This window comes from Streptomyces sp. NPDC056480, from assembly GCF_042795405.1.
GTDB lineage: Bacteria > Actinomycetota > Actinomycetes > Streptomycetales > Streptomycetaceae > Streptomyces.
Window position 1 is genome coordinate 49,284 of the sequence record NZ_JBHTSA010000043.1, and the last position, 15,895, is coordinate 65,178.

Consider the following 15,895-nt stretch of genomic DNA (forward strand, 5'->3'; position numbering starts at 1 on the left):
GGCCGGGCCCCGGGCGTGGGGTCCGGCCCTGCCACCGGAGGGTGGTGGGGCCGTTCGGCACGGTTCGCCCTCGGAGCCACGGCGCCGCGACCCCCACGGCCCTCCTCAGGCCCCCGGCGCCGCCACCACCACGCCCGCGGCGATGGCGCCGCCGAGTGCCGCGTAGTCGTCGGCGTTCTGGCCCGCGTAGGCGAGGGCGAAGTCGGCGACGGCGCGGTCGAACACGTCGGAGCCGCCGAGGTACGCCGCGATCGCGATCCGGTCGCCGGAGCGGGCGTGGGCGCGGGCCAGGGCGCGGCCGCAGAGCCTCGCGTAGTCCCGCAGCATGGTGGCGGTCATGGTCTCCACTTCGGCGGAGCCCTTCATGTCGCGCAGCTGGCGCCAGTAGAAGTGGCGCTTCTCGGGTCCGGTCATCCAACCGAGGAAGATGTCGCTGGCGGCCTGGGTGAGGCGCTGTCCGTAGACGACGCGGCGCCCCTGGTGGGCGTACGCGCTCGGCTCCAGGTACGGCTCGAGGACCGATCCGACGGCCTCCTTGATCTGGAGGATGAGCGGGTCGCCGTCGTCCCGGCCTTCGAGGAGGAGGACGAAGCAGCGGGTGCCGACGCTGCCGACCCCGACGACCTTGCGGGCGGCTTCGAGGAAGCGGTAGCGGTCGAGGAGGACCCGTCGTTCCTCGGAGAGCGAGCTGCGGTAGTCGTGGTAGATCTTGCCGAGGGTGACCCGGTCGATGTCCGTGGTCCGTTCGAGGAGCGGCGGGTCGTCGACGAAGTGCCGGTTCCCGGACGCGTCGGTCTCGGTGAGCTTGGCGAGCGCGTGGAGGCTGGTGCGCCGGCGGGCGCGTGCGAGCCGGTTCTCGAATCGGGCGCGTTCGTCGCGGCGCACCAGGGGGACGAGGTCGTCGGCGGCGATCCGCTCGTACCAGACGGTGAGTTCCCCGAGGTCGGCGAGCCGGCGCATGGTGATCCGGTACGACTCCACGGCGACGAGGGCCGCACGGCGTGCCTTGGCCCTGCTGCTGCCGTTCTGGAGGGCGGCGACGGTGATGCTGGCGGCGAGCCTCTTCACGTCCCATTCGAAGGGGCCGGGGAGCGTCTCGTCGAAGTCGTTCACATCGAAGAGGAGCGTCCGTTCGGGTGAGGCGTACACCCCGAAGTTGAGGAGGTGGGCGTCGCCGCAGAGCTGGACGGTGAGTCCGGTGTGGCGCGGGGCGGCGAGGTCGGCGGCCATGACGGCGGCGGCGCCGCGGAGGAAGGCGAAGGGGGAGGCCGCCATCCGGCCGTACCGGAGGGGCACGAGGTCGGGCAGCCGGTCCTGGGCCTGGCGTTCGAGCACGCCGATGGGGTCGGGGCGCTGGGAGCTGGGTATCCAGCGGCCGTGGGAGGAGCGGGGGACGCGCTTGCGGGCGGCCCTCCCCCGCTCGGCACGCTCTGACGGTGTCGTCATCCGGCCTCACCCGCCTCGTCCACGGTCACGGTCTCGTCCCCGTCACCTGCTACCTCATTACAAGGTGACTCGCTCGTTTCGGCCACTCTGGCGGGCGGCCCTGGCAAAATGGTTTAGACCAATGATAGGAATTGGTCACCCGCACGACCCATGCGGTCACGCTGAGCGAAGAGAGGGTTTGATCATGGCCGAGCCCGAATCCGAGGCGGCGGCAGACGCGCCGCTCTATCTCCGGGTCGCCGCCGCGCTGCGCGAGGACCTCGCCCACCGCCGCATCTCCCCCGGCAGCAGGCTCCCTTCGGAACGATCCCTGTCCCAGCGCTACCACGTCAACCGTCAGACGGTACGCAGCGCGCTCCAACTCCTGCGGGACGAACGGCTCGTGGTGACCGACCGGCGCGGCACCTTCGCCGCTTCCGGAGCCGAGCCCGGGGGCGGGGGCGAGCCCGTCGCCCCGGCCCTGACGGCCCGTCGGCCGACCTTCCCGGGCGGTCCTCGCGCCGCCGAGGCTCTGGTACGGGCCTCGCTCACCTGGGAGCCGCCGCCCACGCCGCTGACGGCACGGCTCCTGCTCACACCGGGCGAGCCGACGCTCGTCCACCGGCACGTGGTGCTCGGGCCGCACGGAGCGGCGCTCCAGCGGGCGGTGTCGTGGTTCTCGCGGCCCGCGCTCACCGAGATCCCGCAGCTCGCGCGCTACCGGCGCGGACGGGACTGGCGCCAACAGCCCGATCTGCGACTGCTCTACCACTGGATGCACCAGGCGGGACTGCGGGTCACCCACCGGGAGTCGGTCGGCGTGCCGGGCCCGGCCGCACCGACGGCCGGCGGCACGGCCCGACTGGTGGTCCACCGGGTGGTGAGCGACCAGCACGGGCACGCGCTGGAGATCACGGACATCGACTTCTCCGCCCAGTCGGCGGCCTGGACCTACGAGTTCAGCGCCTGAGGGCGGGCCGGTTCCTGTCCGGTACGGGGACGGGAACCGGCTCGGTCCGGCTCGTCCGTCAGACGATGCCCTCCGAGATCTCCGCCTCCTCGCGGGCGTTGCCGTACGCCGTCGGAGTGCCGTACGAGCGCCGGGCGACGTACCACCAGACGCTGGCCAGGACGAGCACGACGGCCAGCGCGATCACGGCGTAGTTCATGGTGTCGACCGTCACCGGGGACTTCTGCGGCAGGCAGAACAGCACGGTCACGAACGCCACCCAGACGACGGCCGTCCAGCCGATCGGCCTGCTCCAGCGGCCCAGGCTCCACGGGCCGGGCGTGAACCGCTTCCCGGCACGCAGACGCAGATAGATCGGGATGGCGTAGGCGGGCGTGATGCCGATGACGTTGATCGCGGTGACGGCGCCGTAGGCGGTGGCGGAGTACAGCGACGGGAGGGCGAGCACCGCGGCCACGGCCACGGCGAGCCAGACGGCCGGGACCGGGGTCTGGGTGCGGCCGCTGACCTTGCGCCAGATCGCCGAGCCGGGAAGGGCGTTGTCACGGCTGAAGGCGAAGACCATGCGGCTGGCGGCGGCCACCTCGGCGTTGCCGCAGAAGAGCTGGGCGACGATGACGACGAGGAGCAGGGCGGTGGCGCCGCCGGTGCCGAGCGCGTCCAGGAAGATCTGGGCGGGCGGGACGCCGGTGGCGCTGTTCTGCGTGGCGGTGTAGTCCTGGATGGCGAAGCTCAGGCCGGCGAGCAGGGCGAACCCGGCGAGCCAGGAGACCCAGATGGCCCGCACGATGCCCTTGGACGCGGCGACGGAGGCGTTGGAGGTCTCCTCGGAGAGGTGGGCCGAGGCGTCGTAGCCGGAGAACGTGTACTGGGCGAGGAGCAGGCCGATCGCGGCGACGTAGAACGGGTTGGCCCATCCGGTGTCGTTGACGAACTCGGTGAACACGAAGTCGACGGACTGGTGCCGGTCGGGGATGAACGCGAGGGCGCCGACGATGATCGCCACGCCCGCGAGGTGCCACCAGACGCTGATCGAGTTGAGCACGCTGACCAGGCGGACGCCGAAGAGGTTCAGGACGGCGTGGAGCAGCAGGATCGCGAGGAAGATCAGGAAGGTGGAGCCCGCGGTGGGTTCGAAGCCGAACTGGAGGTTGAGGAAGGCGCCGGTGAAGAGCGCGGCGCCGTAGTCGATGCCCGCGATGGCGCCGAGCAGACCGAGCAGGTTCAGCCAGCCGGTGTACCAGCCCCAGCGGCGTCCGCCGAGCCGGTCGGCCATGTAGTAGAGGGCGCCGGAGGTCGGGTAGGCGCTGGTGACCTCGGCGAGGGCGAGGCCCACGCACAGCACGAAGAGACCGACACCGACCCAGCCCCAGAGCATGACGGCGGGGCCGCCGGTGCCCATGCCGAAGCCGTACAGGGTCATGCATCCGGAGAGGACGGAGATGACCGAGAAGCTGATCGCGAAGTTGCCGAAGCCGCCCATGCGGCGGGCGAGGACGGGCTGGTAGCCGAGCTCCCTCAGACGCGCCTCCTCGTCCTGGGCCGGGGGTGGCTTGCGCAGCGCGTCGGTGGGGTCGGGGGCGGTGCGGGACATGCGTTCCTCCGGGGACGGGGGGTGAGCGGGGGGCGGACGGGGGTGAGCGGGAGGGACGGGGGTCTGGGGAGCGGGGGGTGTGGGGGGACAAGGGGGTACGAGGGGACGGAAGGGGGCGTGGGAACGGGCCTCAGCCGCTGAGACAGCGGGCGCGGGCCCGCAGGAAGACCTCTTCGGCGAGCACGCGGTCGTCCGGACGGGGAGTCCGGTACGCCCACGGCAGCGTCGTGTAGTACGGGCCCAGCGAGGTGAGGACCCGGGCCGCGTCGGTGAAGCGGAGGGCTCCGAAGAGGGCGTGCGCCAGGTGGTTGAGGTCGAGCAGGGAGGCCTCGTCGGTGGCGCAGAAGAGGAACCAGGTGTCGAGGGCCCGCTGGGCTTCGCGGACGGCGTCCTCTGCGACCCAGTGCAGGTCCAGGGCGCGTTCGTGGCCGCGCTCGCGCCGGTAGCGCTCGACGCGCACGTACAGCGGGAGGACGTGCAGGGCGGAGCCGACGGGCGCCGAAGAGGCGGCCCAGTGCGCGTAGTTGACGGCCTCGGAGAGCGGTCCGGGGCGTCGGGCGTACACGAACTGGAGCATGCGGTGGTGCGCCTCGCGGTTGTGCGGGTCGCGCTTCTCCGCCTCGGCGAGCAGGCCCCAGGGGCCGGGCGGAAGCATGGGGGCCGGCGGGGACAGCCGGTGTTCCTCCATGCGCTGGCGGCCGTCGAGGGCGGCGAGGGCGATCAGGCCGACCCAGGGCACCGGGTCGTCGGGGGCCAGGTCGGCGGCCTCCCGGCACGCGGTCCAGGCCTCCTGCCAGAGCTCCCGGGTCCGGGCGTGGCCGGCGCGGTGCGCGCGTACGGCCCGCTCCACGGTCACGCGGCTGTGCATCACGGTGGCGGCCAGACTCCCGGGCTGCTCGGTCCGCCACATGTGGACGACGTCGGTGCCGGCGGCGACGGCGGCGAGGACCTGGGTGCGCCGGGTCCAGCCGTCCCAGCCCGTCGTCTCGTCGAGGAGCCGCGCCATCGCCACCCAGCGTCCGGTGCGTAAGTCCTGGACGGCGTTGCGCAGGGCGTGGTCGTGGCCCGCGGGGTGGTAGACGGGTCTGAAGCCGTGTCCGGCCATCAGGGGGTGGTGCGTGGTGTGGATGACATGGGTCCTCGGTGGATGGGAGGGGGTGGTCAGTCCCCCGGCGGGCGTCCCGGCCGTTGATCGGCGATCACTATAGAGGGCTCTGGATCCGACCGGTCCACTTTCTTTCCTGACGGTAATTATCAAGCCAACGACCGGAATTGACTTACTGTCAGGTTCGGCGACGGACCTGACGTGATCACCCGGCGAGGCTTGACGGAGCGCCTCGACGACGGCACCCTGACCCTTTTCGGTGATCGGATGATCACCGAACGTCCAGGGACAGGAGCAGCGATGACGGTCGGCCCGGTACTCGCCGTCGACCAGGGCACCTCGGGCACCAAGGCCCTCGTCCTCTGCCCCGAGCGCGGAGTCGTCGGCAGCGGTACCGCTCCGGTGCGGCCCCGGTATCTGCCGGGCGGTCTGGTCGAGGTCGACCCGCGTGAGCTGTACGACTCCGTGGTCACCGCGGGCCGCGCGGCGCTCGCCGAAGCCGGTACGCCGGTCGTCGCCGTGGGTCTCGCCAATCAGGGCGAGACGGTCCTCGCCTGGGACCCCGCCACCGGTGAGCCGCTCACCGACGGCCTGGTCTGGCAGGACCGCCGAGCGGCCTCCGTCTGCGCCGGACTCGACTCGCACGCGGAGCAGTTGAGGCATCTGACCGGTCTCCCCCTCGACCCCTACTTCGCCGCTCCCAAGATGGCCTGGATCCGCCGCCACGCCACCGGCGCAGGCGTCGTCACCACCAGCGACGCCTGGCTCGTCCACCGGCTGACCGGCGCCTTCGTCACCGACGCGGCGACCGCCGGGCGGACCGGACTCCTCGACCTCGACACCGTCGCCTGGTCGGAGACCGCCCTCGACCTGTACGGCCTGGGCGGCGAACGCCTCCCCCGGGTCGTGGACTGCGACGCGCCCGTCGGCACCACCACCGCCTTCGGCCCGGCGCTGCCGCTCACCGGCCTGCTGGTCGACCAGCAGGCGGCGCTGCTCACCCAGAGCGCCGACGACCCGGCCGCCGCCAAGTGCACGTACGGCACCGGCGCCTTCCTCCTGGCACAGACCGGCCCCGAGGCCCGGCGCGCGTCCTCGGGCCTGGTCAGCTGTGTCGCCTGGCGGCTCGGCGGACAGGTCGCCCACTGCCTGGACGGCCAGGTGTACACCGTCGCCTCCGCCGTGCGCTGGCTCACCGACCTCGGTGTCATCGGCGGGGCCGCCGAGATCGACCCGGTCGGCGGAGGGGTTCCGGACACCGGGGGCGTCACGTTCGTGCCCGCGCTCGCGGGGCTCGCCGCGCCCTGGTGGCGGGGCGACGTGCGCGGCTCGCTCAGCGGGCTGGGCCTGGACACCACGCCGGGCCATCTGGTCCGCGCCCTCTGCGAGGGCATCGCCGCGCAGGTCGTGGAACTCGCCTCGGCCGTCGCCTCGGACCGGGGCGCGCCACTGACCTCGCTGCGCGCCGACGGCGGCCTCACCCGGTCCGCGCTGCTCATGCAGACCCAGGCGGACCTCCTCCAACTGCCCGTCGAGGTCTCGTCGTTGCCGGACGCGACGGCGCTCGGCGTCGGCGCGGTGGCCCGGCTCGGGCACGAACCCGGGCTCACGCTCCGCGAGGCCGTACCGGAGTGGAAGCCCTCGGCCGTGTACGAACCCCGGATCTCGGGCGCCGAGGCGGGTGAGCGGCTCGCGCGGTTCCGGGCGGAGGTGACGGCGCTGGTCGAGCGGGCGGGGTCGGGGTCGGGAGCACCGGCGCGCGAGGGCTCGGGCTCGGAAGCGCCGACAAGCGGGGGCCCCGGCACGGGCTCGGTCTCCGGCACAGGCTCGGGCTCCGGCTCGGGGGCACCGACGCACGAGGGCTCCGGCTCCTGATGAGTGTCACCCGCACCGGCCCCCTCCCCGCGGGCTCCGCCGCGACGTACGACGTCGTGGTCGTCGGAGCGGGGGTCGTCGGCTCCGCCATCGCCCGGACGCTGGCCCGCCACCCCCTGAGGGTCGCCCTCGTGGAGGCCGCGAACGACGTCGGCGACGGGACGTCGAAGGCCAACACCGCCATCCTGCACACCGGTTTCGACGCCCTGCCGGGCACGCTTGAGGCGACGCTCGTCCGCGAGGGATACCGCCTCCTCTCCTCGTACGCCCAGGAGGCCGGCATCCCCGTGGAGCCGGTCGGCGCCCTGCTCGTCGCCTGGGACGAGCGGCAGCGGGACGCACTCCCCCGCCTCATGGAGAAGGCCGAGCACAACGGACACCGCACGACACGACTGCTCACGGCCGCCGAACTCCGAGCACGTGAACCGCACTTGGGGCCCGGCGCGCTCGCCGCGCTCGAAGTGCCGGGCGAGTCGGTCGTCTGCCCGTGGACGACCACCCTCGCGTACGCCACCCAGGCCGTCCGCTCGGGCGTCGACCTGCACCTCGACTGCCGCGTGGAGAAGGTCCGTCCGGGCGATCCGTACCACCGGCTCGTCACCCGGCGCGGGGTCCTGCGGACCAGGCACCTGGTGAACGCCTGCGGTCTGCACGCCGACGCCTTCGACGCGCTGGTCGGCCGCGAGGACTTCACCGTCACCCCGCGCCGGGGGCAGCTGCTCGTCTTCGACAAGTTCGCGCGCGACCTGGTGCGGCACATCCTGCTCCCCGTGCCGGGCCCGCTCGGCAAGGGCGTGCTGATCGCGCCGACGGTGTACGGGAACGTCATGCTGGGGCCCACCGCCGAGGACCTGGACGACAAGACCGCCACCGGCACGACGGCGGAGGGACTCGCCGGACTCCGCGAGCAGGGCGGCCGGATCCTCCCCGCGCTGCTCGACGAGGAGGTCACCGCCGTCTACGCCGGGCTCCGGGCCGCCACCGGGCAGGAGGACTACCGGATCGCCGCGCATCCGGAACTCCGGTACGTGACGGCGGGCGGGATCCGGTCCACCGGGCTCACCGCCTCCCTGGCCATCGCCGAGCACGTCCGCGGGCTGCTCGCCGACTGCGGGCTCGGCCTCGGGCCCGAGCGCCCCCTCGCCCGGCTCCGGATGCCGAACCTCGGCGAGGCCTTCCCCCGCCCGTACCGGGACGCCCGGCTCATCGCCAGGGACCCGGACTTCGGTGCGATCGTCTGCCACTGCGAGCGGGTCACCCGCGGCGAGATCCGGGCCGCGCTCACCTCGACGATCCCGCCGGGCGGCCTCGACGGCCTGCGCCGCCGCACGCGCGCGCGTGGCGGCCGCTGCCAGGGAAACCACTGCGGCGCCGAGGTACGGGCGTTGTTCGAGGAGCACGCGGGGCGCCGGGAGGGGGCCCGGTGAGCCGTATGGACGTGGTCGCGCGCGTACGAGGAGGGGCCCGGTGAACCGTACGGTCGACGTGCTCGTGGTGGGCGCAGGGCCCGCCGGGCTCGCCGCGGCCGCACGCCTCGCGGCGGCGGGGGCGGGCCGCGTCGAGGTCCTGGAGCGTGAGCAGGCGGCCGGCGGGGTCCCCCGGACCTGCGCCCGCCCGGGATTCGGCGCCGACGCCCGGGGCCGCCCCCTGGACGGCCCGGGCTACGCGCGCCGCTCGGTGCGCGCGGCTCTGCGGGCCGGGGCCACCGTCCGTACGGGCGTGTCGGCCACCGGCTGGGCGGGGCCGCTCACCCTCGACGTCACCGCGCCGACCGGGCTCGAACGCGTCCGGGCCCGCGCGGTCGTCCTGGCCACCGGGGCCCGCGAACGCCCCCGCAGCGCACGGCTCGTCCCGGGGTCCCGGCCCGCCGGGGTGCTGACCACGGGCGAGCTCCAGCGGCTGGTCCACCGCTTCGGGGCGCGGCCGGAGCACATCGGGCGGCGGGCGGTGGTGGTCGGGGGCGATCCCGTGGCCCGCGACGCCGTGCGGACGCTGCGCGCCGCCGGCGTCGAGGTGGTGGCCGTCGTGTGCGAAGACCCGGCGAGAAGGTCGGCGTTCGGGGCTCCGGTACTCGGCGGCGCGGTCGTGTCGGAGCTCGTCGGCCGCGGAGGGCTGACCGGGGTGCAGGTCCGGGGCGGGGCGGACGGCACGACGCGGCACACCCTGCGGTGCGACACCGTGGTCTTCACCGGGGACTGGATCCCGGACCACGAACTCGCCCGCGCCCGCGGGCTGCCGTTGTCGCCCGGCACGCGCGGCCCCGCGACGGACGGCTCCTTCCGCACCACGGCTCCCGGGGTCTTCGCGGTCGGCAACCTCCTGCGCGGCGTGGAGCCGGCGGTGGTGGCCGCCGCGGAGGGGCGCGCGGTGGCGGCGGCCGTGATCGACCTGCTCGAAGGAGGGCCCTGGCCGGAGGGCGGCGTGCCGGTGGGAATCCCGACAGGAGCGCCGACGCGCTCGGCGGGATCGGCGCGGCCGCTGCGGTGGGTGACGCCCGGTCTGCTCGGCGCGGTGGCCACGCCTCTGCTCGTACGGCCGGAGCGCCGGCTCGTACGCCCCGTCCTGACTGTCACCCAGGACGGCGTCCCGCTGCGGCGGATGCGGCTGAGCGGCTCGCTCGTCCCCTGGCGTTCGGTGCGGCTGCCGGCACGGTGGGCGGACGGGGTGGACCTCGGGGGTGGTCCGGTGCTGGTCGGCGCCGAGGAGTGAGGTGTGCGGCGGGGACCTTCGGCCAGACTGACCGGCATGTCTGACAAACGCAGTGCGGGCCTTCTCGTCTTCCGCCGTACGACGGACGGTGGCGTCGAGGTACTCATCGGTCATATGGGCGGGCCCTTCTGGGCGTCCCGCGAGCAGTCGGCCTGGTCGATCCCCAAGGGGGAGTACGAGCCGGACGAGGCCCCCGAGGCGGCGGCGAGCCGCGAGTTCCTGGAGGAGCTGGGGCTTCCGGCGCCCGAGGGCGAGTGGCTGGACCTCGGCGAGAACCGGCAGCGCAACGGCAAGCTCGTCACCATCTGGGCCGTCGAGGGCACCCTCGACCCGACCGCGATCGTGCCGGGCACCTTCACCATGGAATGGCCTCCGCGCTCCGGCGTCCAGGGGGAGTTCCCGGAGATCGACCGGGTGGGCTGGTTCGTCCCGGAGGCGGCCGCGCCGCTGCTCGTGGAGGGTCAGCGGGTCTTCCTGGAACGGCTGGTGGAGCGGCTCGACGGGCGGGGCTGAGGGCGATTGTCAGACCCGTACGAGAGGGTGGTGAGCGCCGAACTGTCGAGAGGGAGCCCGACATGACCACGACCACGATCACCGCCAGCGAGCGCGCGGCCGCCCAGGCGTACCTGCGGTTGCTCGAATCCACCCAGGCGGTGCTGACCGATCCGCAGCTCGCCCCGTACGCGGGGGTGATGCTCACCCATCCGATGGCCGAGGCCGACGAGGCGCTCCGCGCGGCCGGCCTCGTGGGGAACGAGGCCAGGCTCCTGCGGCTCGTCTCGTCCCTGCGCACCTCCCCCGCGACCGCCTGGGGGCGTACCGGGTGAGGAGGGGTCCAGGTCCGGAGGGAGCCGGGTGCGGGTGCGGGGCGCCCCGCACCCGCGCCGCTCGGGCGCCGGTCAGCCGCCCGGCCGGACCGGAAGCGTCCTGACGCTGTTGCCGACGAAACCGGCGTGGCGGGGCAGCTCCGGCTCGGGCACGGCCAGGTCCAGCTCGGGGAAGCGGGTGAAGAGCGCCTCCAGGGCGATGGTGGCCTCCATCCGGGCGAGCGGGGCGCCCAGGCAGTAGTGGGGGCCGTGGCCGAGCGACAGGTGCTTCACCGTCGCCGTACGGGTCACGTCGAAGCGGCCGGCATCCGGGCCGTGGGCCTTGGTGTCCCGGCCCGCCGCCGAGTACCCGGCCAGAACGGGCGTGCCCCTCGGGATGAAGGTGCCGTCGACCGTGAGGTCGCGGGTCGGATAGCGGAACGGGAAGTAGCTGACCGGGCTGTCCCAGCGGAGGGTCTCCTCCACCACGTCCGCCCAGGTCGCACGGCCCTCGACGACCAGGGCGAGCTGGTCGCGGTGGGTGCAGAGCGCCCGGACCGCGTTGGTGAGCAGGTTCAGGGTGGTCTCGTGGCCCGCGACGATCAGCAGGAGCAGGGTGCCGATCAACTCGGCCTGGCCGAGCCGGTCGCCGTCCTCGTCCCGGGCCGCGATGAGCGCGCTGGTGAGGTCGTCACCGGGGGCCGCGGCCTTGTCGGAGGCGATGGAGGCGAGGAGTTCGACGAGTTCGCGGTTGGCCGCGACGGCCTGCTCGGGCGTGGTGTCGGTGGCGACGACCAGGCTGGAGAGGTGGTGCAGCCGGTCCTGGTGGGCGGCGTCGACGCCGAGGAGTTCGCAGATGACGCCGAGCGGCAGCGGAAGGGCGAAGTGGCGGCGCAGGTCGGCGACGCCGTCTCCGGTCCGGGCCGCCTCGGCGAGCCCGTCGAGGAGCCCGGCGGTGACCGCCTCGACGCGCGGGCGGAGTTCCTCCACCCGGCGGCCGGTGAAGGCGCTGCTCACCAGGGTGCGGAGCCGCCGGTGGTCGGCGCCGTCCGCGGTGATCATGCCGGGCACGGTGGCGAAGGTCCGCAGGGGCCAGCCGTCGGGTATGCGGCCCTCGGCGAGCGCGGTGAAGTGCTGGGGGCCCTTGGCGACGTCGGGGTGGGAGAGGAAGTCCCGGAGGGCGTCGTGGCCGAGGACGGCCATGCCGTCGATCTCGCCGGGGAGCACCACCGGGGTGACGGCGCCTTCGGCGAGGAGGCGGGCGTTGTGTGCGTGGGGGCAACCGCCGGAGGGGTCGAGGCGGTGGGGTGGGCGGGGGGTGGGCGCGGGCAGTGCGTTCACTTCGGCAGCTCCTGTCTGCGGGCCTTCGGGGCGGGACCGGGGCGGTGCGGGGGCCTTGTCGTGCGGGACGAGATCGGTGCGGGTCTCAGCGGTGCGTGACGAGATCGGTGTGGGACGAGAGCGGTGCGGGTCTCAGCGGTGCGGGGGCTGGGGGTGTCCGCGCACGCGACGGTGCCGTCCCGTGTGCCCACCCGTGCCACCCGGGGTCCCCCGGACGAAGTCCCGGGGGGGGGGAGGGTCGATGGCCCGCACCGCGGAGGGTGCGGCGAGGTCGGGGTCGTGCGTGTGCGGGTCGAGCCTACGGTCAATGCTGTTCTGTTCGTGGGGGGTTGTGGGGCACAGAGGCTCCTCGGCCCAGGAGTTCGGCCAGGCCTCGGCGGGTTGCCGCCACGACGACCCGGTCGTCCGGTTTCAGGACGCGGTCGGGGTCCAGGCGCCAGGCCTGGCCCGTACCCTGCCTCGTGCCGCTGCCGTCCATGGCGATGACGCGCCATTTGCCCGGGTGGAAGGCCTCGGCCACGGTCAGGCCGTCGAGGAGCGGGTGGGCCGCGACGTCCACCGCGGCGAAGAGGAGGACCCGGCGCTCGACCGGTACGGCGCCGAGCACCTGACGGCCCAGCATGGCGCCCGCAAAGGCGGGTGCGGCCAGGTGGGAGACGCTGCGGCTGCGGGTGAGGGCCGCAGGGTGGGCCGTCCGGAGCGTTCGGAAGACGGCCGTGGCGAAGTCGTCGTCGTACAGGCGCAGGACCACCCTCAGGTCGGGGCTGACGGCGCGGGCGGAGAGCGCCGCCTCCAGGTTGGTGATGTCGATGCTGGTCAGCGCGAGCAGGGCGTGGGCGCGGTCGATGCGGGCGGCCTCCAGGACGCCCTCCTCCGTGACGTCGCCGATGACGGTGGGGACACGCAGCCGTCTGGCGACGGCGATGCCCCGGGCCTCCGGGTCGGACTCGACGCAGACCACGGGGATGTCCAGCCGGCGGAGCCGGGCGAGGACGCGGGTGCCGACCTTGCCGAGGCCGAGGAGGACGACGTGCCCGGAGAGTCCGCGCGGCGGCCGACGGAGGGTGGTCGCCGAACGGAAGGTGCCGAGGCCTTCGATGAGGGCGGCGACGATCACCGGCAGCAGGAGCAGTCCGACGAACCCGGCGAGGATCTGGAGGACCTGCCTGCTGGTCGACTCCCCCACGGCCGGGTCGCCGATGGCGAAGATGTCGAGCAGCGTCAGATAGGCGGCGTGCAGCGGGTGGTCGCCGGTGGTGAAGGTGGAGGCCAGGGCGAGTGCGAGGACTGCGGCGGCCGCCCCCGCGAGGGACCAGCGCAGCCGGCGTGAGAAGAGCGAGGCGACGGGCAGCACGGAGGTGGCGAGCCGGGCGGGAGCCACGGCGGGGCCCGCCGCGGTGACCGCTTCGAGGGTGACGGCGGCGCGGCCGGTGGCGGCGGCCACCGTGCGGTCGTCCGGCAGCAGTCGGGGGCCCGCGTCGCCGCTCCGCTCGGAGCCCTCGCAGCCCGCCGGGTCGCCGGCCGTGGCCGAGAGCAGGGCCAGCGTGCACAGGCCCGGGTCGGGGGCCGCTCCGGCGGCGGGCAGCCGCTCCACCGCGTGCAGGAGCAGTCCGCCGGCCTGGACGACCTTGCTCGTGCCGGCGACCGCGGCCGCCGCGAGGCCGGGGGCGGCGGTGTCGACGTCCGAGAGGACGGTGGTGGCGGCGGCCGGCCTGTCGGGGTCGAGGCCGGGTTCGGCGACGGCGGCGGCCTGGTCGAGGAGGGTTTCCAGGTGCTGGCCGAGCTTGCGGTTGTAGAGCCGGATGACGAGGCGCAGCCGGGGGTTGAGGCGGCGGGCGGTGAGTGCGGCCCGGATGTTGGTCTCGTCGTCCTCGTGGACGAGGGCGAGCGCGGCGGCCCGCTCCACGCCCACGTCCGTCAGGGCCCGGTCGTCGGCGTCGGCGGACTCGACGACGCGCAGGGTGCCGATCGGTTCACCGCCGTCCGCGCCGGAGGCCGCCGGGGCGGCCGGGACGGAGGTGCCGGGAGCCCCCGCCGGGGCGGTGGTGGCCGTGGTGCGGATGACGGCGGCCGTGACGCGTCCGAAGAGGGCCAGCGCCCGGCCGGTGCGAGCGGTGGGTGTCCGCGGGGCGTCGGGCCGTACCGGCACGAGGAGGGTGACCTGCTCCCCGTACACCTCGTGCAGCTCGCCCGCGAGACGGTGGGCGAGGGCGTCGTCCCCGCAGACGATCATGTGCCCGGCGGCGGCCTGACGCGGCTGCCGCTCGGTACGGAAGGCGGGCGCGCCGAAGGGGCCGCCGGCGGAGGTCCCCGAGGGCCTGGTGGGGCCCGGAAAGGACCGGGAGGCCGGTTCGACGGGAGGCGCTCCGGCGCTCTCGGTGGGAACGCCGTTGCTCTGGTACGGGTGTGAGGGCACGTCACAAGAATGCCCTGCGCCACCGACAGCGGGCCGGAAAGGGCGTCGCCACCCGGGCGGGCTCACGACTCGCCGCCGTACGCCACACCCGCTACGCCGGTCGGCGCACTCCGATCTGCGCGTTCCGCGCCCCCTTCCTACGGTTACTGAATGATCGTCACGTCAGCTGTCCGTCATGCTGCCGCCGGTACCGCGGCGGTGCTGCTCGTACTGCCCACTCCGTCGGCCACGGCATCTCCTGTCACCTCGACCGCGACTGTCACCTCGACCGCGGCAGTCGCCCCTTCCGCGACCGTCACCGCTGCTCCCGGGTCCCTCGGGCCCTCTCTCCGGGAGCCCACGCCGCCCGCGCGCCGGTACGTCGACCGGGCCCGCCTCGACCTGAAGGGCACCCAGGTGCAGCCGCTGCCGGGCGCGCCCGACGTGCCCTCGCTCTCCGCGCTGTCGTGGGTGGTCGCGGACGCGTCGTCGGGCGAGGTGCTCGCCGCGCGCAACGCCCACCGGAAGCTGCCGCCGGCCAGCACCCTCAAGGCGCTGTTCGCCCTCACCGCGCTCCCTCACCACGAACCCTCCGAGCAGCACACCGTGGCCGATTCCGAGCTGACCGGGATCGGGGACGGCAGCAGCCTGGTCGGGGTGAAGGAGGGCTACACGTACAAGGTCTCCGACCTGTGGAACGGTGTGTTCCTCAGTTCCGGGAACGACGCGGTGCACGTCCTGGCCGCGATGAACGGCGGCTGGGAGTCGATGCCCGGGAAGATGCAGGAGAAAGCCAGGTCACTGGGGGCCCTGGACACCCAGGTGGTGTCCCCCGACGGGTACGACGCACCGGGACAGGTGTCCTCCGCGTACGACCTTGCGGTGTTCGGCAGGGCCGGGCTCCAGGACCCGGCGTTCACCCGGTACTGCTCGACCCGGTACGCCGACTTCCCGGCGGGCTCCTGGTCGTACGGCATCGCCAACACCAACCGGCTCCTGACGGGCGCGGACGGCGTGGACCGCTACCCGGGGCTCATCGGGATCAAGAACGGCTACACGAGCAACGCGGGCAACACGTTGATCTCGGCGGCCCGGCGCGGCGACCGGACGCTGGTCGTCTCGGTGATGAACCCGCAGAGAGGCGGCGGACTCGCCGTGTACGAGGAGGCGCGTGAGCTCCTGGACTGGGGCTTCGACGCGGCCGAACGGGTCCAGCCGGTGGGCTCGCTGCTCCCCGCACCGACCGTGCCGGCGAAGGCGGCGGCCGGTTCGGGCAACCGTGCGGTGACGGTGGCCCGTGAGAGCCGCGAGGCGAAGGCGGACAGTCGGCCGCCCCAGGCCGGCGCGGAGGCCGCGGCCGCGCCCGCGGCCGCGCCCGCGAAGGATCCCGCGCGCGGGGAGGAGTCCTCGGGCGCGTCGGCCGGCCTCCCGCTGGCCCTGGTGGGCTCGGCCTGCGCGGCGGCGCTCGCCCTGTGGGCCCTGCGCCGCAGGACGGCCCACCGGGCGGGCTGACGAGGGGCGCACGGGACCGGGTCGGCCGGGGCGGCCGGGACCGGGGCCGCCCGGGCCGAGCCGGGCCGGACCGGACCGGACCCGGCCCGGCCGGGGGGCCCCCGGGCCCGGCCAGGCCGGGCCACGCCCCACCACGCAGGCCCGTCCCCGGCCAGCCCCGCCC

12 protein-coding genes are annotated in these 15,895 nt (G+C 74.5%); 7 read left to right on the plus strand and 5 right to left on the minus strand.

Features of this window, described 5'->3' with window-relative positions; all coding sequences use genetic code 11:
* Positions 1-105 precede the first annotated feature (105 nt).
* On the minus strand, positions 106-1,446 hold the full coding sequence (locus ACFQ79_RS20350) for a DUF2252 domain-containing protein (RefSeq protein ID WP_383585394.1): 1,341 nt from the start codon (positions 1,444-1,446) through the stop codon (positions 106-108).
* A 184-nt stretch (positions 1,447-1,630) separates the two neighbouring features.
* Here ACFQ79_RS20350 and ACFQ79_RS20355 point away from each other — a divergent pair, with 184 nt between their 5' ends.
* Positions 1,631-2,395, plus strand: a complete 765-nt coding sequence (locus tag ACFQ79_RS20355; RefSeq protein ID WP_383585396.1) for a GntR family transcriptional regulator — start codon at positions 1,631-1,633, stop codon at positions 2,393-2,395.
* A gap of 58 nt (positions 2,396-2,453) precedes the next feature.
* On the opposite strand, the gene ACFQ79_RS20360 is transcribed toward ACFQ79_RS20355, so the two are convergent.
* Both ACFQ79_RS20360 and ACFQ79_RS20365 read right to left on the minus strand, forming a co-directional pair.
* A complete protein-coding gene (locus ACFQ79_RS20360; RefSeq protein WP_383585398.1) occupies positions 2,454-3,989 on the minus strand; it encodes an amino acid permease in 1,536 nt (511 codons plus the stop codon).
* Positions 3,990-4,119: 130 nt separating this feature from the next.
* A complete protein-coding gene (locus ACFQ79_RS20365; RefSeq protein WP_383585400.1) occupies positions 4,120-5,094 on the minus strand; it encodes a hypothetical protein in 975 nt (324 codons plus the stop codon).
* 300 nt (positions 5,095-5,394) lie between these two features.
* Between ACFQ79_RS20365 and ACFQ79_RS20370 the strand changes: the two genes are divergently transcribed.
* The 5 genes from ACFQ79_RS20370 to ACFQ79_RS20390 all read left to right on the plus strand — a co-directional run bounded on the left by ACFQ79_RS20370 (position 5,395) and on the right by ACFQ79_RS20390 (position 10,505).
* Positions 5,395-6,969: an FGGY family carbohydrate kinase gene (locus ACFQ79_RS20370; RefSeq protein ID WP_383585402.1), complete on the plus strand. Its 1,575-nt coding sequence runs from the start codon at positions 5,395-5,397 to the stop codon at positions 6,967-6,969.
* A complete protein-coding gene (locus ACFQ79_RS20375; protein WP_383585404.1) occupies positions 6,969-8,396 on the plus strand; it encodes an FAD-dependent oxidoreductase in 1,428 nt (475 codons plus the stop codon). Before ACFQ79_RS20370 ends, ACFQ79_RS20375 begins: the two co-directional genes overlap by 1 nt.
* Before the next feature lie 40 nt (positions 8,397-8,436).
* On the plus strand, positions 8,437-9,678 hold the full coding sequence (locus ACFQ79_RS20380) for an FAD-dependent oxidoreductase (protein ID WP_383585406.1): 1,242 nt from the start codon (positions 8,437-8,439) through the stop codon (positions 9,676-9,678).
* Positions 9,679-9,714: 36 nt separating this feature from the next.
* Entirely contained in the window at positions 9,715-10,191 is a 477-nt protein-coding gene (locus tag ACFQ79_RS20385) for an NUDIX domain-containing protein (protein ID WP_383585408.1), read from the plus strand.
* 62 nt (positions 10,192-10,253) lie between these two features.
* Positions 10,254-10,505 (plus strand): hypothetical protein, encoded by a 252-nt coding sequence (locus ACFQ79_RS20390; RefSeq protein ID WP_231075957.1) that lies wholly within the window; start codon positions 10,254-10,256, stop codon positions 10,503-10,505.
* A 72-nt stretch (positions 10,506-10,577) separates the two neighbouring features.
* On the opposite strand, the gene ACFQ79_RS20395 is transcribed toward ACFQ79_RS20390, so the two are convergent.
* The gene (locus ACFQ79_RS20395; protein ID WP_383585411.1) at positions 10,578-11,825 is read right to left on the minus strand and encodes a cytochrome P450; all 1,248 of its coding nucleotides are present in this window, start codon (positions 11,823-11,825) and stop codon (positions 10,578-10,580) included.
* Between the two features lie 304 nt (positions 11,826-12,129).
* Positions 12,130-14,058, minus strand: a complete 1,929-nt coding sequence (locus ACFQ79_RS20400; protein ID WP_383585421.1) for an NAD-binding protein — start codon at positions 14,056-14,058, stop codon at positions 12,130-12,132.
* Between the two features lie 333 nt (positions 14,059-14,391).
* Here ACFQ79_RS20400 and ACFQ79_RS20405 point away from each other — a divergent pair, with 333 nt between their 5' ends.
* On the plus strand, positions 14,392-15,732 hold the full coding sequence (locus ACFQ79_RS20405; RefSeq protein ID WP_383585414.1) for a D-alanyl-D-alanine carboxypeptidase family protein: 1,341 nt from the start codon (positions 14,392-14,394) through the stop codon (positions 15,730-15,732).
* Positions 15,733-15,895 lie beyond the last annotated feature (163 nt).

What these genes read in the sequence shown, in the direction of transcription:
- ACFQ79_RS20350 (WP_383585394.1), bottom strand. Translation starts at nt 1,446, where the DNA reads ATGACGACACCGTCAGAGCGTGCCGAGCGGGGGAGGGCCGCCCGCAAG.
- ACFQ79_RS20360 (WP_383585398.1), bottom strand. Translation starts at nt 3,989, where the DNA reads ATGTCCCGCACCGCCCCCGACCCCACCGACGCGCTGCGCAAGCCACCC.
- ACFQ79_RS20370 (WP_383585402.1), top strand. Translation starts at nt 5,395, where the DNA reads ATGACGGTCGGCCCGGTACTCGCCGTCGACCAGGGCACCTCGGGCACC.
- ACFQ79_RS20355 (WP_383585396.1), top strand. Translation starts at nt 1,631, where the DNA reads ATGGCCGAGCCCGAATCCGAGGCGGCGGCAGACGCGCCGCTCTATCTC.
- ACFQ79_RS20405 (WP_383585414.1), top strand. Translation starts at nt 14,392, where the DNA reads ATGATCGTCACGTCAGCTGTCCGTCATGCTGCCGCCGGTACCGCGGCG.
- ACFQ79_RS20390 (WP_231075957.1), top strand. Translation starts at nt 10,254, where the DNA reads ATGACCACGACCACGATCACCGCCAGCGAGCGCGCGGCCGCCCAGGCG.
- ACFQ79_RS20375 (WP_383585404.1), top strand. Translation starts at nt 6,969, where the DNA reads ATGAGTGTCACCCGCACCGGCCCCCTCCCCGCGGGCTCCGCCGCGACG.
- ACFQ79_RS20385 (WP_383585408.1), top strand. Translation starts at nt 9,715, where the DNA reads ATGTCTGACAAACGCAGTGCGGGCCTTCTCGTCTTCCGCCGTACGACG.
- ACFQ79_RS20400 (WP_383585421.1), bottom strand. Translation starts at nt 14,058, where the DNA reads ATGATCGTCTGCGGGGACGACGCCCTCGCCCACCGTCTCGCGGGCGAG.
- ACFQ79_RS20365 (WP_383585400.1), bottom strand. Translation starts at nt 5,094, where the DNA reads ATGGCCGGACACGGCTTCAGACCCGTCTACCACCCCGCGGGCCACGAC.